This window comes from Methanobrevibacter sp., from assembly GCF_015062935.1.
In the GTDB taxonomy this organism is placed as follows: Archaea; Methanobacteriota; Methanobacteria; order Methanobacteriales; family Methanobacteriaceae; genus Methanocatella.
Genome location: NZ_SUTM01000020.1, coordinates 20,445 through 44,826, shown reverse-complemented (window position 1 = coordinate 44,826; position 24,382 = coordinate 20,445). Strand labels below are relative to the sequence as shown.

At 32.8% G+C, this 24,382-nt stretch carries 17 protein-coding genes; 12 read left to right on the top strand and 5 right to left on the bottom strand.

Annotation, left to right across the window (positions count from 1 at the left end; genetic code table 11):
* The first annotated feature begins 86 nt into the window (after positions 1-86).
* The 4 genes from E7Z81_RS09575 to fwdF all read left to right on the top strand — a co-directional run bounded on the left by E7Z81_RS09575 (position 87) and on the right by fwdF (position 4,870).
* Complete coding sequence (locus E7Z81_RS09575) at positions 87-2,981, top strand: Ig-like domain repeat protein (RefSeq protein WP_292746983.1); 2,895 nt, start codon at positions 87-89, stop codon at positions 2,979-2,981.
* 104 nt (positions 2,982-3,085) lie between these two features.
* The gene (locus tag E7Z81_RS09570; protein WP_292746979.1) at positions 3,086-3,544 is read left to right on the top strand and encodes a phosphopantetheine adenylyltransferase; all 459 of its coding nucleotides are present in this window, start codon (positions 3,086-3,088) and stop codon (positions 3,542-3,544) included.
* 107 nt (positions 3,545-3,651) lie between these two features.
* Positions 3,652-3,843, top strand: a complete 192-nt coding sequence (locus E7Z81_RS09565; protein WP_292746977.1) for a 4Fe-4S binding protein — start codon at positions 3,652-3,654, stop codon at positions 3,841-3,843.
* Between the two features lie 10 nt (positions 3,844-3,853).
* On the top strand, positions 3,854-4,870 hold the full coding sequence (gene fwdF / locus E7Z81_RS09560) for a tungsten-dependent formylmethanofuran dehydrogenase subunit FwdF (RefSeq protein WP_292746974.1): 1,017 nt from the start codon (positions 3,854-3,856) through the stop codon (positions 4,868-4,870).
* Between the two features lie 16 nt (positions 4,871-4,886).
* Here fwdF and E7Z81_RS09555 read toward each other — a convergent pair whose 3' ends face one another.
* Positions 4,887-5,066 (bottom strand): class III signal peptide-containing protein, encoded by a 180-nt coding sequence (locus E7Z81_RS09555; RefSeq protein WP_292747000.1) that lies wholly within the window; start codon positions 5,064-5,066, stop codon positions 4,887-4,889.
* Positions 5,059-5,265, bottom strand: coding sequence for a class III signal peptide-containing protein (locus E7Z81_RS09550; RefSeq protein WP_292746970.1), 207 nt, complete (start codon positions 5,263-5,265; stop codon positions 5,059-5,061). Before E7Z81_RS09550 ends, E7Z81_RS09555 begins: the two co-directional genes overlap by 8 nt.
* Before the next feature lie 187 nt (positions 5,266-5,452).
* Here E7Z81_RS09550 and E7Z81_RS09545 point away from each other — a divergent pair, with 187 nt between their 5' ends.
* Both E7Z81_RS09545 and E7Z81_RS09540 read left to right on the top strand, forming a co-directional pair.
* Positions 5,453-6,634 (top strand): hypothetical protein, encoded by a 1,182-nt coding sequence (locus E7Z81_RS09545; protein WP_292746967.1) that lies wholly within the window; start codon positions 5,453-5,455, stop codon positions 6,632-6,634.
* Entirely contained in the window at positions 6,634-7,353 is a 720-nt protein-coding gene (locus E7Z81_RS09540) for a metal-dependent hydrolase (RefSeq protein WP_292746964.1), read from the top strand. The genes E7Z81_RS09545 and E7Z81_RS09540 overlap by 1 nt, the downstream gene beginning before the upstream one ends.
* Here the strand turns inward: E7Z81_RS09540 and rqcH are convergent.
* Positions 7,350-9,353, bottom strand: a complete 2,004-nt coding sequence (gene rqcH, locus E7Z81_RS09535) for a ribosome rescue protein RqcH (RefSeq protein ID WP_292746961.1) — start codon at positions 9,351-9,353, stop codon at positions 7,350-7,352. The two genes, E7Z81_RS09540 and rqcH, sit on opposite strands and share 4 nt — an antisense overlap.
* Before the next feature lie 83 nt (positions 9,354-9,436).
* On the opposite strand from rqcH, the gene E7Z81_RS09530 reads away from it, so the two are divergent.
* Positions 9,437-9,709 (top strand): hypothetical protein, encoded by a 273-nt coding sequence (locus tag E7Z81_RS09530; RefSeq protein ID WP_292746958.1) that lies wholly within the window; start codon positions 9,437-9,439, stop codon positions 9,707-9,709.
* Here E7Z81_RS09530 and E7Z81_RS09525 read toward each other — a convergent pair.
* The gene (locus E7Z81_RS09525; RefSeq protein ID WP_292746955.1) at positions 9,704-11,524 is read right to left on the bottom strand and encodes a DUF2070 family protein; all 1,821 of its coding nucleotides are present in this window, start codon (positions 11,522-11,524) and stop codon (positions 9,704-9,706) included. The genes E7Z81_RS09530 and E7Z81_RS09525 overlap by 6 nt on opposite strands.
* 434 nt (positions 11,525-11,958) lie before the next feature.
* On the opposite strand from E7Z81_RS09525, the gene E7Z81_RS09520 reads away from it, so the two are divergent.
* The 5 genes from E7Z81_RS09520 (at position 11,959) to E7Z81_RS09500 (ending at position 23,461) form a co-directional block, all read left to right on the top strand.
* Complete coding sequence (locus E7Z81_RS09520; protein ID WP_292746952.1) at positions 11,959-15,345, top strand: C1 family peptidase; 3,387 nt, start codon at positions 11,959-11,961, stop codon at positions 15,343-15,345.
* Positions 15,346-15,827: 482 nt separating this feature from the next.
* A complete protein-coding gene (locus tag E7Z81_RS09515; protein WP_292746949.1) occupies positions 15,828-21,014 on the top strand; it encodes a right-handed parallel beta-helix repeat-containing protein in 5,187 nt (1,728 codons plus the stop codon).
* Positions 21,015-21,364: 350 nt separating this feature from the next.
* Entirely contained in the window at positions 21,365-21,886 is a 522-nt protein-coding gene (locus E7Z81_RS09510) for a FumA C-terminus/TtdB family hydratase beta subunit (protein ID WP_292746946.1), read from the top strand.
* A 96-nt stretch (positions 21,887-21,982) separates the two neighbouring features.
* Positions 21,983-22,312: a hypothetical protein gene (locus E7Z81_RS09505; protein WP_292746917.1), complete on the top strand. Its 330-nt coding sequence runs from the start codon at positions 21,983-21,985 to the stop codon at positions 22,310-22,312.
* On the top strand, positions 22,313-23,461 hold the full coding sequence (locus tag E7Z81_RS09500) for a TIGR03576 family pyridoxal phosphate-dependent enzyme (RefSeq protein WP_292746914.1): 1,149 nt from the start codon (positions 22,313-22,315) through the stop codon (positions 23,459-23,461).
* Here E7Z81_RS09500 and E7Z81_RS09495 read toward each other — a convergent pair.
* Positions 23,458-24,375 (bottom strand): biotin--[acetyl-CoA-carboxylase] ligase, encoded by a 918-nt coding sequence (locus tag E7Z81_RS09495; protein ID WP_292746912.1) that lies wholly within the window; start codon positions 24,373-24,375, stop codon positions 23,458-23,460. The two genes, E7Z81_RS09500 and E7Z81_RS09495, sit on opposite strands and share 4 nt — an antisense overlap.
* Between the last annotated feature and the right edge of the window lie 7 nt (positions 24,376-24,382).

Sequence of the window (24,382 nt, the reverse complement as noted above, 5' to 3'; positions counted from 1 at the left end):
ATTTTACTATAAAATTTTCGTAATGAGAACCAAGAGGTGGAAAAATTTCGATAAAAAATAGAGCATTTATCGTTACTGTTGTTCTCATGTTTTTTGTTGTTTTATCAGCGGCATCAGCAGCAGAAATTGATAATGTTTCAAATACAGAAGATTCAAATTTAACTAATGATAATGTTATCGCATTATCTCAAGAAAAATTAGAAGTTTCTAACGAGGTTTCTATCTCAGAAACTAATATAGTTAATTCTCATGATGATAATTTAAAAGATTATCCTGAAGATGATGCTCTAAAACTTAGCGATGATTCTTATTATGAGGATAATGGGGAACAAAAATTAAGTCTTGCAAATGAAAATATTGAAGACACCGTTTCTATTTCAGAAAATGAATCTGTTATAGCAAGTTCAGCTCAGGATGACATACTCGGTGCTTCTAAAATATCAACTACTATATCTGTGTCCAATACACATTATGATAAAGCAGCTACATATTTCAAAGTAACTTTGCAGGACAGTACAGGTAAAGCTTTAAGCAATCAAAAAATTTCTTTGAAAGTTAAAAGTAAAACTTATTCAGCCACCACTGATAAAAATGGAATAGCAGCTGTCAAAACAGCTGCCTTGGCTATTGGAACTTATGATGTTACTGTTACCTATTCCGGAAATGGTAATTACAGCTCCAAATCTCTTTCAAAAAGTGTTAAAGTTTTATCTTCAGTAAGTGGAAAAGATTTAACTAAGTATTACGGTTCATCTACTTATTACACTGCAACTTTCTGGAAGGATAACTCCGTATTGGCAAATACTAAAGTTGCATTTTATATTGGCGGTAAAAAATATACATATACTACCAATAAGAATGGGGTTGCAACTGTAAAAGTAGGACTTAAACCTGGAAAATATACTATAACCGCAACTAATCCTGCTTCAAATGAAAAATTAAGTAATAATTTAGTTGTTAAAAAAGATAAAACCACCATAACTGGTAATTCAAAAACATATATTCTTCCTTATAACTATTATACTTATCATGTCAGTTTAACTACTGCTCATGGAAGTCCGGTAAAAAATAGTAAAGTATACTTCTCTTATGACGGTAAAAACGTTACCGCTACAACAGACTCAAAAGGGAAAGCATCAACTGTTATTCCTCTTCTTGCAAAAGGTACTTACAAAATAACCTATACGTTTAAAGGAAATAGTGGTTTATACTCTTCATCTTCATCAGGAACAATAGTCATTAAATCTGCAAGTAATAAATTAATCGCTTCCGATTTAAAGATGGCCTATAAAGATGGATCAAAGTTTTCTGTAAAATTCACAGATAATAAAAATAAGGTTTTATCCGGTAAAACAATTAAATTTATTTTGAATAATAAAACTTATTCTGCTAAAACAGATTCAAAAGGTATCGCTAAACTGGATATTGGTGATTTAAAACCAGGTACTTATAAAATTAAGTATTTATTTTCAAAATTGGGAGCTAGTGATTATAATTATGAATATAAAAATGTTATTATCAGCAAATTGACTGCTAAATTAAGTGCAAGTAATTTAGTGATGAAATACAAAGATGGTTCATCATATAAAGCCACTGTTAAAGATTCAAACGGCAATGCACTTAAAAATATTGTAGTCAAATTCACCATCAACGGAAAGACTTACAGTCAGAAAACTGACTCCAAGGGTGTTGCTAAATTAACAATAACATGTCCTGTCGGTTATTACACTATTAAATCTGTTGTTTCAAGTGCTTATTATAAATCAGATGCTGTATCTAAACATGTCTTAGTAAATGGAACAATGTTCGAAGCTACTAATGTCTATGTTTCAACTGGTGAAAGCGTTACTTATTCAGTGAAAGTAATGGATGCAAAGAAAAACCCAATAAAAAGTGCATCTGTTAAATTCAAATTCAACGGTAAAACCTATACTAAAAAAACTGATTCAAACGGTATGGCTAAAGTTAGTTTGGGAAAACTGACTGGAGGAGATTATAAAATACAATATACACATAACTCCCGATCCGGTACAAAAACTATTCATGTAATTGATAAGGTCACTTTAAAACAGGTTATTTCCGCTTCCAAAACTGTAAAAAATTATATTATAAGTAATAATAAATTGCCAACAACTGTTAAAATTGGAAATCTTAAAATTTCCATTGCAGATTATTTATATTTGGCTTCTAAAGCTATTATAAATTTAAAATCTGGAAAAACAGCAAGCATTGGTTTAAAAACAATCAAAAACCCATCTAAAGCAGGGGCTGCTTCTGATATGGGTAATTTGAATGATTATCTTACTGTAGCTAAAAATATTGTAAAAACTGCTGACTCCAAAGGGCAAATGCCAAATTCTGTAAGTTCAGCATTAGGTAATATTGGTTATAAAGGATTGGTTTATGCATTTGCTCGTGTGGTTGCATTTTATGATGATAATGGAATCATGCCTGCATATGTTGTAATCAAAACATTAGATGATACAACTTCAACTACAAGTAAACTAAACTCTAAAAATACTATAAGTAATTTAGCGGCGTACTTGGCGGCTTCTACTAATTGTCAAGTTAACAACACTAAAATTAAGCAGTTAGTTACTAAGTTGACTAAGGGTCTAACAACTGATAAAGCAAAAGCTACAGCAATATATAACTATGTACGTGATACCGTATCATACAGTTTCTACTATAATACTAAGTATGGTGCTGTCGGTACATTGGATGCTAAAAAAGGAAACTGTGTAGATCATTCACATCTGCTTGTAGCAATGTTTAGAACAGCAGGTTTAGCTGCCAGATATGCTCATGGTACATGTACTTTTACAAGCGGTACCTACGGTCATGTTTGGACCCAGGTGTTGATAGGTAATACTTGGACTGTCTGTGACGCTACAAGTGCTAGAAACTCGTTTGGAAACGTAGTAAATTGGAATGCTAATTCCTATAGTCTAAAAGGTTACTATGCAAGTATTGCATTTTAATTTACTATTTTTATTTTTTTTTCAATTTTTTCTTTTTTTATATAGCTAATAATTTATAATAGTTCTTATATAGTTTTAAACAGAAACTAATCTAGGACAATATTATGAATTCGAAGAAATATAGTAAAGTGGCTGTAGGTGGAACTTTTGATAAATTTCATGACGGTCATAAAAAATTATTATCTACTGCTTTTGAGATTGCAGACACTGTCGAAATTGGAGTGACCTCTGATGCTTTCGGCGGTTTAAAAGGGGATATAGATTCTTGTGAAGAGAGGATGAGTAATCTTAAATCTTTTTTTAAAGATAAATCTAATTTTATTATAGTTCCTTTGGATGATCCTTATGGAACCACCATTTATGACGTTGATTTTGATGCCATAGTGGTTAGTGAGGAAACAGAGCCAACTGCTGTTAAAATTAATGAAATAAGAGTTTCTAAAGGTATGGATCCTATTGATATTGTTGTTGTTAGTTTTGTTTTGGCCTATGATGGTATTCCTATTTCATCCACTAGAATTCGCAGTGGTGAAATTAATAAAAATGGGGATATTGTCAACTAAACTTAGAAAATAATCGATATGTTTATATGTTCATTTCGATATATTAAATAATAATGTATATAAAATTATGTTCTATTATGATTTTTGTACATTTATGAGGTGGTTATATGGCAGTAAAAATTGATTCAAATTTGTGTGGACACATTGATAATTGTCCTGTTCAAGGGTTATGCATAAAACTCTGCGAACAAGGCGCAATTGTCGAAGAAAATGGAGACGTTGCTATCGTTCCTGAAAATTGTGACGACTGTGACTTATGTATCCAAAATTGTCCAAATCAGGCCATCTCTAAAGCTTGAGGTGGTTACTATGTTTAGTATTGAGAGAGATGGAGAAGAACACCGTAAATTGTCCTACAAAGATGTAAATTGTGTTGGTTGTGGGATTTGTGTTGATGTTTGTCCTACATCCTCTTTAAGATTAGGTCCTGTTGTACCTATTGTTAGAGGATTAATTGAAATGGATTTAGTTTCAGTTAACGCAGATTCTTGTATATTCTGTGGTTTATGTTCTGTTGCTTGTCCGTTCGATGCACTATCATTAGAAATCAATGATGAAGCAATCAGTAAAATGGACAATTATCCGATTTGGGAAACCGAATCAAAAGTTGATGATGAAGAGTGTATTTATTGCGGTCGATGTTATTCAGTATGTCCTAGGGATTCAATTATTTTTGAAAGAAATCTTCCAGACCCAGTATCTTTAATAAGAGGAGAAATTGAAATAAATAAAGATAAATGTATTTACTGTGGTTTTTGCGCAGATTTATGTCCTGCAGAAGCAATAATTATTACTAATAAACCAACATCCTGTGTTGATTTATTAAATAATTCTATCGAAGTAGATCTTTCTAAATGCGTACAATGTGGTGTATGTAAAAGAATCTGTCCGGAACAAGCAATTAAACAAATTTGTTCTACCTGTATGTTAAGGGAAGAAATCGAAGTTCCTGAAATTACCGGTTCAACATTTATTTCTGAAGAATCATGTGTCAATTGTTCCTGGTGTTCTGAAATTTGCCCAGTTGATGCAATCACAATTACTAAACCTTTCGACGGTAAAATTGAATTAGTAGAAATTGAAGATGAAGATAAAATTTGTAAAGGCGATTCTTGTCATGCTTGTCAAGATGTCTGCCCATGTAATGCAATTGAAATTGTTGATGGAAAATCAGTTACTAATTTAGACTTCTGTAATTTATGTGGTGCTTGTGTAACAGCATGTCCACAAAATATTAGAATTTTAACCAGAACTGGCATGAAATTGACTAATATTAATTCAGAGTCATGGGATGAAATTTTAAATTCAATTTTAGGTGGAAAATAGAGATTTCTCTCTATTTTCAAATTTTATTTATTAAATAATCTCTTTCTGTTTTTAGGAAATTATGTATGCTTGTTTGCGTTTTTTGTGTTATATTTGAAATATAACTTCCAACAAAGAGTACTATTACTATTAATCCTCCGGTGATGAGGATCAGCTCAGCGCTTCCTTGCCCTTTGCTGTCTATTTTTTTACACATGGGTTCTGTTGTCAAGAATTGTGTTCCTGACATCCATGATATCGTCTTTTGCTTTGAGACTGGTGTCACTTGTTTCCATATATGTTCTGTATATGGTAAGTGCAAGTAAAGCAATTACTATTACTCCTCCGAAAAGAAGTATGTATTCTGCGGCACCTTGGCCTGAGTTTTCATTGATGAATGGTTGTATTTTTTTCATAGTTTTTCACCAATATTTCATTTGTTTTTTTCATATATTAATATTACTATTTTTTAAAAAAGTATTATCCGTATTGTTTTTTTCTTCTGTTTTATTGTTCTTTTTCCATTAAATTTATTAATAGTGTTGTAGATATTCTATATTAGTTAAAATAATAGAGTGATTAATTATAAATGAGAGTGACATTATGGGAAATACTATTAAATTAGTTTCAGGTTTTATTTTATTTGTAATAGGTATTCTCATAGCATATGAGACAAGTGTTTATAACTTATTGGACATTTTATTGATAGTCGGTCTTATCATTTCTATTGTGGGTTTAATATTAATAGTCAGTTATTTCGTTGAATATAATGCTGATAGGACCACAAACATGATAAAAGACTTCATAAGTTCAAATAATATAAATGCTCCTAATTTTAATAAACTTGAACGAAAATCAAAAGATGATAAACCTAGGTTAAGAGTTCAAAACGATTTTAATGAATATGATGATTCTGATTATAATGATCTTGTTTTGGATGACGATTATCGTGATTTTGATACAAGTCAGTATATCAGAGATGATTATGAGGATAATCCGAAAGCTGTTTTCACTGTGGTTCCACAAGAAGAAGAGAATGTTAATTTTGATAAACAATTAAACTTTACTCCTCATTATGGAAAACCATTAAAGGTAACTAGGGCTCCTAAAAGACGTCAATCTGACTATTTTGTTGAAGAGATTCCTAGATTTCAGGATGAAAATGATAAGTCTGATGAAATCATTAAAGTTTTATCAGAAGAACCTGAAGTTCCTATCGTTCCGGAACATAATGTTGTGGATACTCAAACCCAAGTTCCACCGGAAGTTGCTGAAAATAGGGATATAAAAATTGATATTAATAATCCTGAAAGTTTACCAGTTCCAAAATCACTTAAAAGTTATGTAATTACTGATACAGGATTGCTGTCTTCACAAGAAGCATTTGACCAGTTAGCAGTTAATGTTAATAAGGAAATCATGCTTGAAATTCCATCATTGAATGATTTGTCTGACAGATTTTTATCCCATGTTCCAACAATCTATTCAAGAGTTATCATTGATGAATTTGATGTTTCAGATATGTCTTACATGTTTTTAGTTTCATCTCTTTTAAAACAGGGAGTTCATATTAAAACAGTTCCAAAAGTTCATACTGTTAATTTAATCACTGATGATTCCCATGCGATGATTATCTCAGAAAGTCAAAATGACTTTGAATATGGAGCAATCTACGAAGATAGAAATTCCATTTCTAATATAAGAGCAGACTTCGAAAAAACTTGGAATATTGCATCTAATTTGGATGAAAATGTTATTATTAATGCAATGGGAGGAACTGCTTAATGGAAATTAGATGGTTGGGTCATTCTGCATTTGAAATTATTAGCGATGATAACGTTAAAATCTTAATTGACCCATTTATCAGCAATAATCCTGCCTGCCAAGTTCCTGTAGAGGAATTGAATCCTGATATTATCCTACTTACTCATGGTCATTCTGACCATTTTGGGGATGCATTAGAAATTTCCAATAATACTAATGCACCTATAGCTTGTATTCATGAAATTTCACTCTTTTTAGCTAAACAGGGAATCAGAAACATTGGTGTTAATATCGGCGGTTCATTCATTTTCAGAAACATAAAATTCACTATGCTGGATGCTAAACATTCATCTGATATAGATATAGTTGAAGAAACAGTTCCAGGTGGAAGTGCAGCTAGTTTCTTAATAACATTCGAAGATGGAACAAAAATATTCCACGCAGGTGATACTGGTCTGTTTGGTGATATGAAAGATATTATTGGAAATATCTATAAACCTGATGTAGTTTTAATCCCGATTGGAGATAAATTTACTATGGGTCCGTTTGAAGCGGCACTTGCTTCAATGTGGTTAAATCCGAAAGTAGTTATTCCAATGCATTATAATACTTTCCCACCTATAGAGCAAGACCCGGCAATTTTTGCTAATTTTGTAAGTCAGTTTAACCCTAACATTGACGTAGTGGTAATGAATCCTGACGAATACTTTAAATATAATCCTGAAGATTATCAGGATTAATTTTTTTCATATTTTTTTCTTTCGTGATATTTTTCATCAATATCGCATTTTCCAGATGGTAAAACTCTTATAATGTCATCTAATGTAAGAAGGTCATCTTCATTTATTTTATTAATTATCTTTTTTGCAAGAGCTTCCTTTTTAGTGTATCCTGGTTTTATTACAACGAAATTTTCACAATGTGCTTCGAGTGCTTCTATTGGTCCTGCCATTATTCTTTTTCCTTCATAATCCACAATTCCAATAGCAAGTTTTACTCTAGCTCCTCGAATATAGTTTCTGTGTCCCCTTATAACAAATGATCCTTTTGGTAGAAACTCCCCTGATTCTGGTGTTTTTGAAACTTGGTCAGGATGCACCCAAAATACGTCTTGAGATGAGAAACCGTTTGACCAAGCAGATGAAAATGATGCGGCAAACTCACCTGATTCTTTAAGGATACTGTCATTTAATTCATGGCCATTTAATTTTATTGCTGTTGATGATGCACCATGTATGTCTGCATGCAAATAAATGTCTTGGGGTTCCAAATATTTCTTCACAACATTTTCATTGGAGTTTGCATCTCTGCCTCCTATTACTAAAACTCCCTGTGAACTTACAAACCATCTCATTTTTTCATACCATTTGAGATTTTTCTTGACTCTCTTTTTAGGTGTTGCAATATGCTCCATTGCTATATCTTTTTTAGCTTTAATTTTTTCAAGTTGTTTTTTGGTATTTTCAATAGCTATTAATGCCCCTTTGGTTTTACGTTTGGCTTTTTTACCTTTTTCATAGTAATTTTCAGCATTTTCAGCAATTGTTAATTTCGGATCGATAATTATGGAAGTATCATCTATGTTCAGTGTTAATACACCCAGCTTGTCAATGGATTCATAAATTTGGGCTTCTTTCATTCCGTCTTTTTTTGCTTTTTTTAATATTTTTCCAATTTCACTAAAAGAGTAGTCCTTACTCCTTGCTGAGTTTACAACATTTATTATGTTTTCAATGGTAGGGTAATTAGAATAGATTACTTCTCCTTTATGTTGGCTTTCTTTGATAGTAGTGTTAAAATTATCAAGTGTTTCTTGTTGTAAACGTAATCGTTTTTCAAACTTGTTTACTTTTTTTGTCCATGCGGATTCTTGTATATTTTTTATAGTTGTGTTAACTTTTTTAGAATAAAACTCGTCACATGCTTCATTGAAAGTTTCAAAGGTGGTTTTTTCAAAGTCTTCATATTTCATTAAATCCAAAGGAACTACGTCTTCCTTGGTGTCTTTTTTTACAATTTGCGGTTTGATTGAATCTTCTTTTAAATTATTAAACAGGTCTTTAAGTCCGGAATATAATGCGGAAATTTGTTCTGCAGTCACATCACTGTTCAAGGTGTTTTTATCTATTTCAACTATTTTATTTGCCCTTTGGATAATTTCTTCAGCATATAAACTGCCCAGTCCGTTTCTAGCCAGTGTTCTGACTACATCACTGTCTTCGCTGAACAGTTCATGAAATTCATCTTCACTAACAGTAATCGGATTGATTCCTCTTTCTTCAGGGAAAATGTATTCCCTTTTGGAACTGATGTCTCTGTCACTCATCAGTTTTCTTTTCAGAGGTTGGATGATATTGTTGTCTTCATCTAAAAGAATAATATTTCCTTTATCGAATAATTCAACAATTATTGCATAGTATTTGTCTTTTTTCACTTTTATTTCAACTACACGGTCAAAATTATGCTGTTTTACGGATTCTACATGAGCTCCTTTAATTCGTTTTCTTAAAAGCATTGGAAAGCTTGGAGGAGTAGTGGGATTTTCAAGGGGGTATTGGCTTGTATGTATTCTAGCACCGCATTGCATCACTAAATCTACTCTACCTGTTCCAGCCACATGGAATCTCACGACAACAATGTCCTTTGTAGGTTGGAATGATTTGTCTACTCTGGCACCTGTTAATAATTTATTTAATTCATCACTTACTGTATAAACATCTACGTTAGACATAGATTTCATAATAAACACCTTTGTTAATCAATACTTTAATATATTATAAGAACTAAAATTTATATTAATATATTTAATAATGGAGGATATCAATGGACACAACTATCAAAGTTACAAGTATTCATGTTATTTTTGCTCTGATTGCAGCATTTCTTTCCACAGTCCTCTCAAAAGGATGGATCGGATTTAAAAATGATATTGCTGCTGCTTTTGTTGCATTAATTATTTTGTATTTTATAGGCCAGCTCTGTCAAAAGATGGCTGGGGATGAAATTTCTGGATTCTCTCAATGGTTATGGGATGGAATTTCACCGTTCTTCTTTACATGGGTCATTGCATATACATTATTTATGATGTATTTATAATCCCCCAAAGAAAATCCATATAAATACTATTAGTAATGAAGTAATCAATAATACTGGAGCTATAATTTTACTGACGGCTACCACGGAACTTATTGTTGAAATCAGTTCTGTTGAATTTTTTGGGCCGAAAGTATTAAGATTTTCTATTTTTTCGGTTCCAGTTCCAACTTCAACTTTTTCCAAATCATCTATTGCATTTTGAATACTTGTTTTAACATATTCTATTATTTCTGCTCTTTTTGCAATTCCAATTGGATTATAACCTCTTGAAAGAGTGTTGACTGTATGTGTATCAGTGGTCATAACTTCAATTTCATCTATTTCTAAATTGCCTACTGCATCAATGATTTCCTGTCTGAATCCGATTTCCATATTGTTGGCATCAAAAAGGACATATGCAGTTCTTTGACCTCCAACTTCAATAACCATTGTTTTTACACCGCTTTCACCGACTCCTTCCTGTTTGTCCAATGTGTCCATATTGTCATGTGAGCAACCGATTTTAACCTCGTATTTTTCTTGATTAGGGTCGATTTTATCAATAACTTCTATGAGATGGAACACTTCTGAGTTTCCCGGAAGAACTTCTCCACTTTCAGGGGTAAATGAGTTATGGCAATCAACAATTACAGAGTTCTCGACGCCGCATCTGCTTCTGCTTTGAGCCATCATTGTTAATCCGACACCAAATTCAATATCATCAACAGCTTCAGGAGCGAATGTGGATAGGATTATTAGTCCCTTATTGAAAAACTGCACTCCTATATTTGCCTTTTCATGTTTGTATCTTATGAATTTGCTGGCAGTTTCACTATATTCCACTTTTTCAAGACCTTTTTTGATGGAATCTTCGATTTTATCGATTTCTGAAACTGCAATTGGATTGAAATCATGGGTTGAAGGTCCATGAGCCACCATAGTGAAATAATCAAATTTATTTGCCAGAATTGTAGGCATGTTGGATCCTCCCAGGTCTCCTAGAGGTCCGGGGTGGACTGATGGTGAAATAAATAATGCTTTAATTCCGGCGTCTGTTTTAAAACTAACGAATGTAACAACTGTATCAATTGCTTCACTCATATTTTCAAACAAACTTTCTAATGAGTTTGATCCTTCATTCATATGTGCAATAAATAAGCTTAATAAATCCAGAACTCCTATTCCCAGATTTTTCTGGAATGGGGATGCAATAATTTTGATAAATGCATAAATTGCCAATACAAATATTATGCCTGCAATCAGGGCTTTTATAATGATTTGTATTATTGCCGGGCCTAAAAAACTTGTATCAATTGCAAAAAATGATATTAAAATAAACATTGCCAATATAAGAGTTGGTTGAATTAAACCTACTCCGGCCGCAACAATAAATCTGACTTTTGAAGTTGCCCAAAATACTAATGTATTGAATCCATAAATCAGCACGCAGCCAAATAATAATGAGTTTAAAAACATGTCAATATTGGTTATTCTGGAGATGATTCCTCCGCTAATCAACACAAGTCCTAAAATGATCATTGAAACTCCGGATAAAAACATGGAATGCTTAATTTTTAGATTTATCCCATGAAATCCACTGATGACCTGTTGATTTAGAGCACCGCTCATAATTGAGGTCACTCCAAAACATATTAGTCCAAAAAGACCTCCTAAAACGATATCTTCTAGAAAATTGTAAGTAGGGACTGAATCTATTAAAAAATATAAACTGCCTATTAAAAAACTAAAAATTAACATTCCTAAAATATTGTATTCAGTTTTAGGCAATGTTTTTATATATTTTGAAAGTCCCGCAACACTGCTCATACTTGACATAGTATTTTATCCTACACTTTTTCTCTAATGATTATATAAAATTTAGTCATAACAAATATATTAAAGTTATCAAATGAAACCTATTCCAATAATTAATTATAGATTTCTATTAATATCGGATTTGGTCACACAGTATGTAAACTAATATAATGATTAATTTTTTTCTTAGATACTATATTGAAGCGTTTGATACTAAGTCTGTCAATGTTACTGTTGATAATTATGATTTAATTATCCATTGAGTAATATAAGTCAATAGGTATATTAATATCAGTTTATCTGCCATCTGTTCTCCAAATACGTTATATATTTATATATTCGTTGATAGACTTTTAGTCATGTTTTATAAGTTTTAAACAAAAGGGAATTATTTCAGAGATTGTTTGAATGATATAAAACATTTATCATGAAATTTATTAGGAGTTTGGAAAGGGATGAAATACAAAAAAAGCATGATCCTACTGCTTCTTGCAATTTTCATATTCTCAATTGCAACCGTTAATGCAGGGGATATGAATGATACAACAAGCGAGGGCATCATGCAAATGGAACCGGTAACACTCAAGACAACTGAAAACGAAATAATAACGGATAATCCGAATACATTCTCACAACTGGACAAGGATATTAATGTATCACATGACACATTTGAAATGAAGTATGACTACACTTTCAGCAATGAAACTGACAGTGGTCCGGTTGTTATTAATAAAAGCGATTTCACAATAAACGGAAACAATCATGTTCTGGATGCAAACATGCAATCCGGAATATTCAATATTACAGGAAGCAATATAACAATCAACAATCTCATATTCATCAACGGTAATAGCAATAAAGGAGGTGCAATATATGCTACAGGCAATATTACATTAAACAATGTGACTTTCATCGCCAATAATGCCAGTCGTGGCGGAGCAATTCTCATTCATGACAGTATATTAAATTGCGCAGGGTCCCGCTTTATTGACAATTATGGTGAAAGGGGATCATCAATATATTTAGATAATGCCACATTAAAGGTCTCAAACTCATCTGTCACATCACACAGCACTGGTAAATATGGTCAAATTTTTGCCACACATTCCTCAGTCAGCATAGATGATTCAGATTTCATTAACATAACTTCTGCTTATGCATCCTCACTCTATTTTGAATATTGTGAAAGTTCAATTACTAATTCCAGATTCATTAACCTTACAGCCGAGAAATCCGCAGGAGCAATTGCCATAAGATGGACAGGCAACTCATGTATCAAAGGCTGTGAGTTCATCAACACCAAATCCATTAAAAATGCCGGCGCAATACTGGTTGATTATGGAATGGAAGCCTACAATGCTACAGTAACTGAGTGTGCGTTTATAAATTCATCTTCCATGATGGGTGGGGCATATATTCAGCTGGGAGGTAGTCTTTTCATGAACAATACAAATTTCACCAGCAATAGTGCAGTCCATAACGGTGGAGCGGTGTATTTGGCATTTTTGGAAAATGCTGAGATTAACAATTGTGTTTTTGATTCAAATGCTGTCGAAGACTTTGAGGATTATCCAGGTCTGGGAGGCGCAATATTTTCCGATTACAACAATATTTTGATAAACAACTCCAGTTTCCTCAATAACTCTGCAAGTGCAGGTAATGCAATACTAGCCGTTGATACATATTATGCCATTGCCAATTCCATCTTTGAAAACAATACGAATGCCCTTTTCACTTATTATGATGTTGGAAATTGTATTTGGAAAAATAATACATTTGACAATGAAATCGTCATCACCAATCAGACTCTAGATTATCCGGCATGTGTTGATTCCCCGGCACTGAAATTTGAACCGGTCAACAACACCATAACTGTCGTGGGTCTTCCGGAAAGATTCGATTTGCGTGATTGGGGATGGCTTACGCCAGTAAAGGATCAGGGTAGAATGGGGGCCTGCTGGACATTTGGATTAACCAGTGCTGTTGAATCAGCAATTTTGAAGACATATGGCGTGGAGCTTGATTTGTCTGAAGGCAATCTCCATCATAACATGTTAAAGTACTTCAATTACGGTTGCACCGACTTAGATGAAGGCGGTACCGGTGGGGTTGCTGCATCATATATGGTGGGATGGTATGGTCCTGCTTTTGAAGAAACTGACATATATGATGAGGTTGGAAAACTTTCACCATATATAACAACAGGTTCTGATGTCATTCATGTTCAGGACGTAATATTTGTTTCAAATGATAAAGTATTAAACGGTACAGAAATCAAAACAGCAATCATGAAATATGGAGCATTAAGCGTAGGATATTGGGCAACTTCTGATGAAAAAGAGGGCTATTTGAATTTAAATACATCTGCACAATATACATTTGATGCACCTGGCCTGAATCATGAGGTTTCTGTTATTGGATGGGATGACAATTATTCCAAGGACAATTTCCTTAAAACTCCGCCGGGTGACGGGGCATGGATTATTAAAAACAGTTGGGGAACTTCAGTGGGAGACAACGGTTTCTATTACATTTCATATTATGACAAAACATTTCTTGCAGCATCCTACATTATTAATCAGGGTATTGGAATAATACTTGAAAATAAAGTGCCGTACAATAAGAATTACGGGTATGATACTGTATGGGTTGGTGATTTCTTAATGCCTAATGAAACGGATAATCTGACCTGTTTTAATCGCTATGAAGCTGAAGATGATGATCTGATTGCAGCTGTCGGAACATACTTCAATCAAAGCGGCATCAATTACACCGTGAAAATCTATGTAAACGGCAATCTGATGTTAACGCAGGATGGCGTATCTCCGTTCAGAGGTTTTCACACCATCAAGTTAAATGAATACGTTCCAGTTAAAAAGGGAGATGAATTTATTGCAGAAATAACCTCAAATTGTATACCTGTTTCTTCTTCAGGTCAAATTAGAGTTCATTTAAGTGAAAATAAATCATTTTTAATTGAAAATGGTGTCGTAATTGATTTATATCCAAATCATGTATCCTGCCTGAAGGTTTATACTGTAGAAGATGACTCCAAAGTCACTTCCAACACAGATATTTCAGTTGTTTACGGCAGTGAATCATATTTCAGTGTTAAAGTTGTAACTTCCAATAATCATTCTGTTGTGGGTGCATCTGTTGAGTTTACAATAAACGGGAAGGCGATTAATGCAACAACTGACAATGAGGGTATTGCCAAACTGGAAATAAATGAAGTTCCAGGCAATTATGTGGTTGCAACTTCCTATAATAATCAGTATTATCTAAACAATGTAAGTGTAATGTTGGATTTGCAGAACTGTAAAGTTGTTTCTAAAAATATTGCAGTGGATTATGCCGGAGAATCTTACTTCACCGCAAAACTGGTTTCCAGTGATGGTAAAGTTGCTGTTGGCGGGCAATCAGTAATATTTGTAATTAACGGTAAAACACTAACCGTTAAGACAGACAAAAATGGAATGGCTAAAATCAAAATTACAGAAGTTCCCAATAAATACACCATAATCACAATATATGATGGTAAAACATATAAGAACACTGTAACCGTAAAACAGGTGCTTAAAGTTAGCAAAGTCACCGTCAAAAAGACTGCCAGGAAATTTACCTTGAAAGCAACCCTTAAAATCAACGGTAAACTCGTTAAAGGTAAGGTGATAATATTCAAGTTCAACGGCAAGACATATAAAGTCAAAACCAACTCCAAGGGAATTGCACAAAAGACACTTAAGAGGAATGTTATCAAAAAGCTCAAAAAAGGAAAAACATACACAGTTAAAGTGACTTACCTTAAGGATACTGTAAAATCTAGTGTAAAAGTCAAATAGTGTTTAAAAATTAATTATAAGTGAATTTATTCACTTATTTCTTTTTTTTATCTTGTTTTCATGGTTATTTAATAATTAATGTTAGTGGTGTTTAAATCAAAAGAAATTTTCTATTTTCAATTTAATGAAAAATAACATTAACATTAACGCTCCCGTTTTCACAAATCAATTTGGTTTTCCACTGCGATATATGAAAGGGTTTCGGAAATTAGGTTTTGAATAGCTAATGGCCGATGTTAATGTGAAGAATAATCAGGGAAATATTTGAAACTCTTTCCATACTTTCTAACACAATCAAAACGATAGACAGATAAATATCAGTTTATCTGCCACAGTTCTTCAAAATCGTTATATATTTATATATTTGTGGATAGACTTTTAGTCATGTTTTAGAAGTTTTTAAACAAATGTCATGTATTTTTACAATTGTTTGAATGAAATAAAACATTTTTATTATACAATTTTCAGGAGTTCAGGGAGAAATGAAATACAAGAAAATAATGTTCATGCTGGTGCTTGCTGTTTTTCTATTAAGCATAACTTGTGTTAGTGCAAGTGAAATAGATGATACTTTAGCAAGTGAGGATACAAATACTATTGGGTTATCCGTTGATAAGGATATTATTGAGGATAATCTGCAAACAAGTGAAGAAAACGATGAATTGGCTTCAACTGATAATGATGAGGCTATTGCGCAAACTGATACTGAGGTATTGGGTGTGGATTCAGCTAAATATTCTGATTTGGCTGCAGAAATTAGCCAGCCAGGAAACATTAATTTAACCCATAAAAACTATACTTACGATAAGGGTGAAACCATTACTATCAGTGAGGACAATAAAGTCATTGATGGTAACGGTGCAGTCATTGACATGAACGGATCAACAATCAGGGCATTTCATATTAATGCTTCCGGTGTAACAATTAAAAACCTAACCATTAAAAATGCTAATTATAATGGTAATGGAGGAGCAATTTACTTTGATAGTACTGGTACTGTGACAAATTGTAATTTTACTGACAACACTGCTTCTGGAGATGGTGGTGCAGTTTACTTCTATGATGAGGGTAGTGTGTCAAATTGTAATTTTACTGATAACACTGCAAATTATGGGGGATCAGTTTTCTTTAATCTAACGGGTAATGTGACAGATTGTAATTTCACTAACAACCAAGCAACCAGTGATGGTGGCGCCATTTATTTCGCTGTAGATTCAAATGGTATTATAACAAATTGTAATTTTGTTAATAACGCTGCTGATGGTTGGGTTGGTGCAGTTTGCTTCGATGGCAATGGTGATGTGACAAATTGTAATTTTACCAATAACTCTGCTTATTATGGTGGCGGTGCTGTTTTGATTTATACTGGTACTTTAACAAATAGTAATTTTGTTAATAACAAAGGAACCATTGATTATAGTTATGCTGGTGCTGTCTGCATGTATTCCGGTACTGTTGAAAATTGTAACTTTATTAATAACACTGCTACCGATGGTGATGGAGGTGCCATCTGGATTTGTTTTGGTACTGTAACAAATTGTAATTTTGTTAATAACATTGCTTCCAATGGTAGTGCAGTTTACTTTAATATTACTGGTTCTGTTGACAATTGTAATTTTACTAATAACACAGCAACAGGTAATGGTGGTGCTATTTATCTTGCTGAGTATTCAGAAGGTAATGTGATAAATTGTAATTTTATTAATAATAAAGCAACCACTGATGATAGTTATGGTGGTGCTGTCTGTATGTATTCCGGTACTGTTGAAAATTGTAATTTTGTTAATAATACAGCTACTGATGGTGATGGAGGTGCCATCTGGATTTGTTTTGGTACTGTAACAAATTGTAATTTTGTTAATAATAAAGCAACCACTGATGATAGTTATGGTGGTGCTGTCTGTATGTATTCAGGCAGTGTTGAAAATTGTAATTTTACTAATAACAATGCTGTTGATTGTGGAGGCGCAGTTTTCTTTTGGGATATTAGTAATCTAACAAATTGTAATTTTGTCAATAACTTTGCTTCTAATTATGGTGGTGCTGTTTACTTTAATGGCACTGGTGAAGTAGCAAATTGTAATTTTGTTAATAGCTCTGCTTCTAATTGTGGTGGTGCTGTTTACTTTAATAGTACTGGTGAAGTAGCAGATTGTAATTTTACTAATAACAATGCTGTTGATTGTGGTGGTGCTATCTATATGTATTCCGGTACTGTGTCAAGTTGTAATTTTGTTAATAGCTCTGCTTCTAATCGTGGTGGTGCTGTTTACTTTAATAGTACTGGTGGGGTATCATATTGTAATTTTAACAACAACCAAGTTAATGAAGAGGATAATTCATATGGTGGTGCTGTCTTCATGTCTTCCGGTAGCGTTGAAAATTGTAATTTTACCAATAACAAAGCAGCAGTCTATGGTGGTGCTATTTACTTCAGTATTTCAGGTTCCACTCATACTGTAACAAATTGTATTTTTACCAATAACTCTGCTATGTATGGTGGTGGTGCAATTCTATTTACACTGAATGATTATTTAGCAAATTGTATTTTTATTAATAACTCTGCTAGAGCTGGTGGTGCCGTTTACTTTATAAATAATAGTGAAGTAACAAATTGTAATTTTGTTAATAACTTTGCTTCTGTACAGGGTGGTGCATTGTACTTCAGAAGTTCAAGTACTGTTGAAAAATGTAATTTTACTAATAACACTGCTGATTGGGGTGGTGCAATTAGATTTATTGATATGGGTAATGTAACAGATTGTAATTTTGTCAATAACACTGCTTCCACTTATAATGGTGGTGCAATGCACTTCAGCGGTTCGGGTACTGTTGAAAAATCTAATTTTATTAATAATATTGCTAATACTGGTGGTGCAATCGTATTTCAAGATAGTGATGGTAATGTAACCGATTGTAATTTTACAAATAACTATGCTGTTAGTGCAGTTGGAGCAATCCTATTTTACGGTATTGGTAATGTAACAGACTGTAATTTTGTCAATAACACCGCTTCTATTTATGATGGCGGTGCAGTTTACTTTGACAGTACCGGTTCAGTTGAAAATTGTAATTTTACTAATAACTCCGCCAGATATGGTGGTGCAGTCTATTTCGAACTGGGTTCTAATGGCACTGTTAAAAATTGTAATTTCATTAATAATGTCGCTTTAAATGTTGGAGGTGCAGTTTACTATAATAGTACTGGTTCTGTTGAAAACTGTAATTTCATTAATAACACTGCTTCAAGGGATGGCGGTGCAATTCTATTTGAAGCTAATGCTAATGTAACAGGCTGTAATTTCACTGGCAACTCTGCAAAATCACGTGGAGGTGCAGTTTATTTCAATAGATATGCCAATGTAGAAAACTCTAAATTCTCCGGCAACACTGCTTTTAATGGTGGTGCTGTTTACTTCTATGAAAAAGGAAATGTGACAGATTCTAATTTCGCTGATAACTCCGCTAGAACCGGTGGTGCAATATTTATTCAGACTACTTTTTCAAATTCCAAAATCAATTCCACTTTTATTAATAATAGTGCTTATCAGGGTGGTGCAGTATTCTTTAATGATGAAACTTCTGGTAATGTGATTGATGGTTATTTTGAAGGTAATGTGGCTGAAAGAATTGGTGGAGCTATTTGTTTCCAGAATAAATCTTGTGATAATGTAATTTCTGCCGAGTTTAATAATAATCGTGTTAATGCTGCTAGTGGGGGTGCAATATTTTTCCGTAATGTTGCTGAGAACAATAGTTTTGAAGGCAGTTTCACAAATAATTATGCAGTTAATGGTGGAGCAATCTTTTTCTACAATAAGGCTAACAATAACAGATTTGATTCTGATTTCATGTTTAATTTAGCTAATTCCTCCGGTGGTGCGATTGTATTCTTTGGTACTTCAGATAAGAATAATTTTACTGGTTGTTTTATTAATAATTCTGCTTTAGGAGTGCAAACTGGTGAAATGAATGGTAATGGTGGTGCTATTACTTTCAGGGATGTTTCAAGTAATTCCGTATTTACATGTGATTTCATTAACAACACTGCTGTTCAACATAGTGGTGCAGTAAATTATCGTTTAACTCCTATTAATATTACATTTAATGGTAATTTCGTTGATAATCATGCTACATACGGTGGTGCAATCAATTTCTTTGAAAGCATTGAAAATGTATTATTTAATGGTGAATTTATGGGTAATCATGCTGAATTTGGTGGTGCTCTTTACATTAATGGTACCGGTACTGTGAGTGATTGTAATTTCACCAATAACTCTGCAAAATTTGGTGGTGCGGTTTTCATCTCTGTTAGCGGTAATGTGGCAAATTGTAATTTCATCGGCAATAATGCAACCAGAGGTTCCGCAATTTACTGTGACGACGCTTCAAATAATATTGTTTCCAATTCCGTTTTCTTAAACAACAGAGCAAATGCGGATGATACAACTCCATTTAATGTAACTGTAAATGGAACTAGTATTGAAATTGCATTCCTTGGTCAAAATAACTTTTTAAATGCTATTTACTCTGACAGTAATGCTGAAGTGGCATTTACCAATGTAACCTATTGGGGCAAAAACGGTGTTACAACTATCAGTTCCAATATTTCCGGATCAAACAGGGAAGAAGGTCAAAACATAACTGTTAAAGGATTCGTTAACGGTAAATCTATGGATGCTGTTTACGTCACAGATGAAGATGGTAAAATTGTTTTGGAAGATGTAAGAGATTATTATATCACTGTTCGCCATGATGCAGATTCATATTACACTGAAGCTGAAACAGTTATCTCAGGCACAACTATTATAGCAACAAAATTTGATGATATCGTTGTAGAGGGAAATAATATTTCCATGATATTGAAAGATGCTAATGGAAATGCAATTCCTAATGCAAATATTTCATATACTATAAACAATGTTTCTAAAACTGTTGTTAGTGATGCTAACGGTTCACTTGAGATTGTTGGAGAATCTGGCGCTACAATAATTGTTGATTATGCTGGAAGTGATTTATATATTCCGGTTAATATTTCAATCAAACTTACTGTTCCTGCTGTAATGAGACAATCAACTGTTATTTTAGGAAACGACTTTGCACAATATGCTTGTGATTTCTACGAAGGAGAACGTGGTGGAAACTTCACATTCCAACTTGTAGATGATGAGGGAAATCCTATTGCAAACAAAACCATCTACATCGGTTACAATGGCGTAACATTAAACAGAACCACTGATGAAAACGGTTTCGCAAATGTTCAGATTAACCTCAAAAACGCAGGCCTGTACACCTTTGTAATCGTATTCCTAGGTGACGAAGACTATAATGCAAGCATGGCTGTACACAAAGTAACCATTGAAAAGAAAACAACATCAATATCTGCAAGCGCAAAAACATTTAAGACTACTGCAAAAACCAAAAAATACACAGTAACCTTAAAAACCATCAAAGGATCATCCATCGATGGAAAAACATACCTTGCAAAAGGCAAAAAAGTTACTTTAAAAGTAAACGGTAAAACCTACACTGCAAAAACAAATGCTAAAGGTCAGGTTACTTTCAGTATTAAAATAACCAAAAAAGGCATATTCACTGCAGTAATCAAATTCGCTGGTGACAATACATATAAATCAGTGTCTAAAAAAGTTAAAATTACAATCAAATAGAGGGGATTATATTTCCTCTTCTAACTTTTTTTATCTTTTTTTTAAATCATTTAATCTTTCAATTTAAATTAAAACATCCTCTCAAACTATAATTTTAATGAATGTGATTTCACATTAACGCCAAGTATTCTACAAATCAAGTTGTTTTATAATTATACATATATATCAACTACTTTTTAAAAGTAAATTTCAATTTACAAATAGCTGACGTTAATGTTAATGTGGTTAGGTTTTAAATTGTTAATTCTTTTAATCGGATAATGTTCGCCATTAAATTTATTAAATCAAAAAATTTTATATATTCTTAGTCATATTTTTTTATAAAGAAACTTATTATTTAAGGTGAATAGATGGAAAGAAAATTGAACGTTCCAATTAAAGATGAAGATTTATCAGAATTAAAAGCAGGCGATGTAGTTTATTTAACAGGTAATATTTTAACTGCACGTGACCAGGCGCATAAAAGGTTGCTTGAACAAGGCGCTCCTTTAGATATTGAAGGTGCGGTGTTATTTCATGCAGGACCTATTATCTCTGAAAAAGATGATGGATATGAAATGGTAGCTATTGGACCTACCACTTCAATGAGAATGAATCCTTACCAGAGTGATGTTCTGGATATGGGTCCTAAAATTGTCATTGGTAAAGGCGGTATGGATGATACTGTGCGTGAAGCGTTAAAAAGAAATGAAGCTCTATATGTTGTAGCTACTGGCGGATGTGCAGCATTATATGTTGATGCTGTTGAAGAAATTGAAAGTGTAGACTGGTTAGACTTAGGAATGCCTGAAGCAATTTGGAATTTAAAAGTTAAAGATTTTGGACCACTCATAGTTGCAATGGACAGTCACGGTAACAGTCTTTATGACTGAGTTTTTGATTAAAAGTAATACTTATATATAATTTCATTATATAGTATATTTTAATTTATACATGAATTTTAAAAAATTATTATTGGAAGTGTAATCATGGCTGATATTAATGAAGCGGCAGAAAAAAAATTGAAATCTAGAATGACAAAAATCAGAAAATGTAACAGAGAACCTGAAGAAAAAGAAAAATTCTCAGAAAAATTCGGTGTTTCTGTAGAAATGGAATTCCAAAATAAAAACCCTGATAAACTTTCTGATGGTATAACTCTCATAACTAGTCCTGATGGAAAAGTATTATTCGCAGAATATTTCTATGGAATTCCTGAGGAAGAAGAATACACTACTGTTCCAGTCACAGATAAACAATTAAAATCCATTTTGGAATTTTTTGAAGATTATAAACTACAATTAGACGATTCTGATTAAATGATAATTACTAATTCTTTGGATGAAGTCAAAAAAAGAGAAAAAGCCCTTTCAATTATTAAAAATATTGTTGAAAGCAAAGGCAGAGATTCCTTATTTGACTTAACTGGTTTATCTGGAGGTTTCATAGCTTCACCTTCAGAATTGAGTCTTTTAGAAACTTATGTTGGTCCGGCTATTTTTGAAGAAGACCTTCAAAAAGTAGGTAGGCAGCATATGGGTGGAGAGAAAATTCTACCCTTAAACAGGACTTCTTCAGGAATATTAGCTACAATCCTTGCTCTGGTTGAAAAGGATTCCAATGTTGTACATTATTTAGCTGAATTGCCAGCTCATCCATCTATTCCTCGCAGTTGCAAATTAGTCGGTGCTAATTATTTTGAAACTGATGTTTTTGAGGATTTTTCAATTCCGGATAATACTTCTTTAGTTGTAATAACCGGTTCCACAATGGATCATAAGGTCATTGATGAAGAAGAATTTAGGAAAGTCATTGATTTGGCTCATGAAAACAACATTCCGGTTATGGTAGATGATGCATCTGGCGCAAGACTCAGGACGGTTGTATTTAACCAGCAAAGGGCATGTGATTTGGGTGCAGATATTGCAATTACCAGTACTGATAAATTAATGCCGGGTCCTAGAGGGGGACTTATGGCCGGTCGTGGAGAGCTAATAGATAAAATCAAAGTTAAAGTAAATCAATTCGGTCTTGAAGCTCAGCCACCTCTTGTTTTAGCAATGTTAAATGGCATTAAGAATTTTAATGAGGAAAATTTAATCAATAGTTTTTCCAGAAAGGATGAACTGTTCAAATTATTGAATGAAAAATTTGATTATTTCGAAACTACTCCTACAGGGGTCATGATTTCACCTGAAAATTTAGCAAAGGAGATTAGTGTTCCTCATAATTTATCCAATAATGATTTGGCATTTGTATTATCATTCATATTGCTTAATGATTATGGAATTATTACTATTCCGGCTGTTTCAATGCCGGGTGCATCTGCAACAATAAGATTTGATTTATCAACTAACGATGCATTTAATCTAAATTTGAATGATTTATGTAAAAAAATAGAATCTTCAATTAATAAACTACAAGACGTAGCTATTAATGAAGATAAATGTAGGGAGATTGTATTCTAGTTTTTGATAATACATTCTCCGGAAATTACTTTTTCTAGGGTTCCATCAATTTTTTCAACTATAAGAGCTCCTTCCTTACTGATTCCTAAAACATATGCGTCATAGTATGTGTTGAAAGGTTCTCTTACTTCAACAATTTTTCCGATTGAATATGAACGTTTTCTCCATTCTTTTAGAATGGCTTCATATTCTTTGGCAATGAAAAGTTCATTAATTTTTTCAAATTCTTCTAAGAAAATTTTAATTAAAAGATTTTCGTTTCCTTCTTTTTTAAGTTCTTCTTTAAGGGTTGTTGTTCCTTCTTGCAACTCTTCAGGGAAATCAGTTACATTTAAGTTAGCATCAATACCCACACCTATGATAACACTTTCAATAGTGTTGAATTTGGTTACTGCTTCAGTTAAAATTCCGCAAACCTTCTTACCATTTATCATAATGTCGTTAGGCCATTTGATTTCAGAATTTTCAACACCTATTCTTTCCATGGTTTTTGCGACTGCAACACCAGTTGCCAATGTAATTAAAGGCAATTTTGAATAATCAACAATAGGATTAATAATGATGGATAACCATACTCCTCCTAATGGGGATTCCCAGGATTTTCCGGATCTGCCTTTTGCTTTTGTTTGCTTTTCAGAGATGATTACTGTTCCGTTTTCAGCACCGTTCATGGATAGAAATTTTGCTAATGTGTTTGTTGAAGATACTTCATTGAAAATATACAGGTCTTTACCAATGTATTCGGTTTGCAAATCTTTTGAAATTTCATCTGCCTTAATGTATGTTGTTTCTTCTTTTCCGATTTCTTTAACAATGTTTGAAAAGTCATCAATATTTATATTTTTGAGTTCATCAATTGTGTTATCAGAAAGTTTATTTTCTTTTTTTAATAAATTTACAATTTCATTTCTCATAAATTAT

Bases quoted from the DNA above. Each gene is read 5' to 3' on its own strand.
- E7Z81_RS09500 (WP_292746914.1), top strand. From the start codon at position 22,313: ATGATAATTACTAATTCTTTGGATGAAGTCAAAAAAAGAGAAAAAGCC.
- E7Z81_RS09495 (WP_292746912.1), bottom strand. From the start codon at position 24,375: ATGAGAAATGAAATTGTAAATTTATTAAAAAAAGAAAATAAACTTTCT.
- E7Z81_RS09545 (WP_292746967.1), top strand. From the start codon at position 5,453: ATGGGAAATACTATTAAATTAGTTTCAGGTTTTATTTTATTTGTAATA.
- rqcH (WP_292746961.1), bottom strand. From the start codon at position 9,353: ATGAAATCTATGTCTAACGTAGATGTTTATACAGTAAGTGATGAATTA.
- E7Z81_RS09565 (WP_292746977.1), top strand. From the start codon at position 3,652: ATGGCAGTAAAAATTGATTCAAATTTGTGTGGACACATTGATAATTGT.
- E7Z81_RS09555 (WP_292747000.1), bottom strand. From the start codon at position 5,066: ATGTGTAAAAAAATAGACAGCAAAGGGCAAGGAAGCGCTGAGCTGATC.
- E7Z81_RS09525 (WP_292746955.1), bottom strand. From the start codon at position 11,524: ATGTCAAGTATGAGCAGTGTTGCGGGACTTTCAAAATATATAAAAACA.
- E7Z81_RS09510 (WP_292746946.1), top strand. From the start codon at position 21,365: ATGGAAAGAAAATTGAACGTTCCAATTAAAGATGAAGATTTATCAGAA.
- E7Z81_RS09575 (WP_292746983.1), top strand. From the start codon at position 87: ATGTTTTTTGTTGTTTTATCAGCGGCATCAGCAGCAGAAATTGATAAT.
- E7Z81_RS09550 (WP_292746970.1), bottom strand. From the start codon at position 5,265: ATGAAAAAAATACAACCATTCATCAATGAAAACTCAGGCCAAGGTGCC.
- E7Z81_RS09530 (WP_292746958.1), top strand. From the start codon at position 9,437: ATGGACACAACTATCAAAGTTACAAGTATTCATGTTATTTTTGCTCTG.
- E7Z81_RS09520 (WP_292746952.1), top strand. From the start codon at position 11,959: ATGAAATACAAAAAAAGCATGATCCTACTGCTTCTTGCAATTTTCATA.
- E7Z81_RS09515 (WP_292746949.1), top strand. From the start codon at position 15,828: ATGAAATACAAGAAAATAATGTTCATGCTGGTGCTTGCTGTTTTTCTA.
- fwdF (WP_292746974.1), top strand. From the start codon at position 3,854: ATGTTTAGTATTGAGAGAGATGGAGAAGAACACCGTAAATTGTCCTAC.
- E7Z81_RS09540 (WP_292746964.1), top strand. From the start codon at position 6,634: ATGGAAATTAGATGGTTGGGTCATTCTGCATTTGAAATTATTAGCGAT.
- E7Z81_RS09570 (WP_292746979.1), top strand. From the start codon at position 3,086: ATGAATTCGAAGAAATATAGTAAAGTGGCTGTAGGTGGAACTTTTGAT.
- E7Z81_RS09505 (WP_292746917.1), top strand. From the start codon at position 21,983: ATGGCTGATATTAATGAAGCGGCAGAAAAAAAATTGAAATCTAGAATG.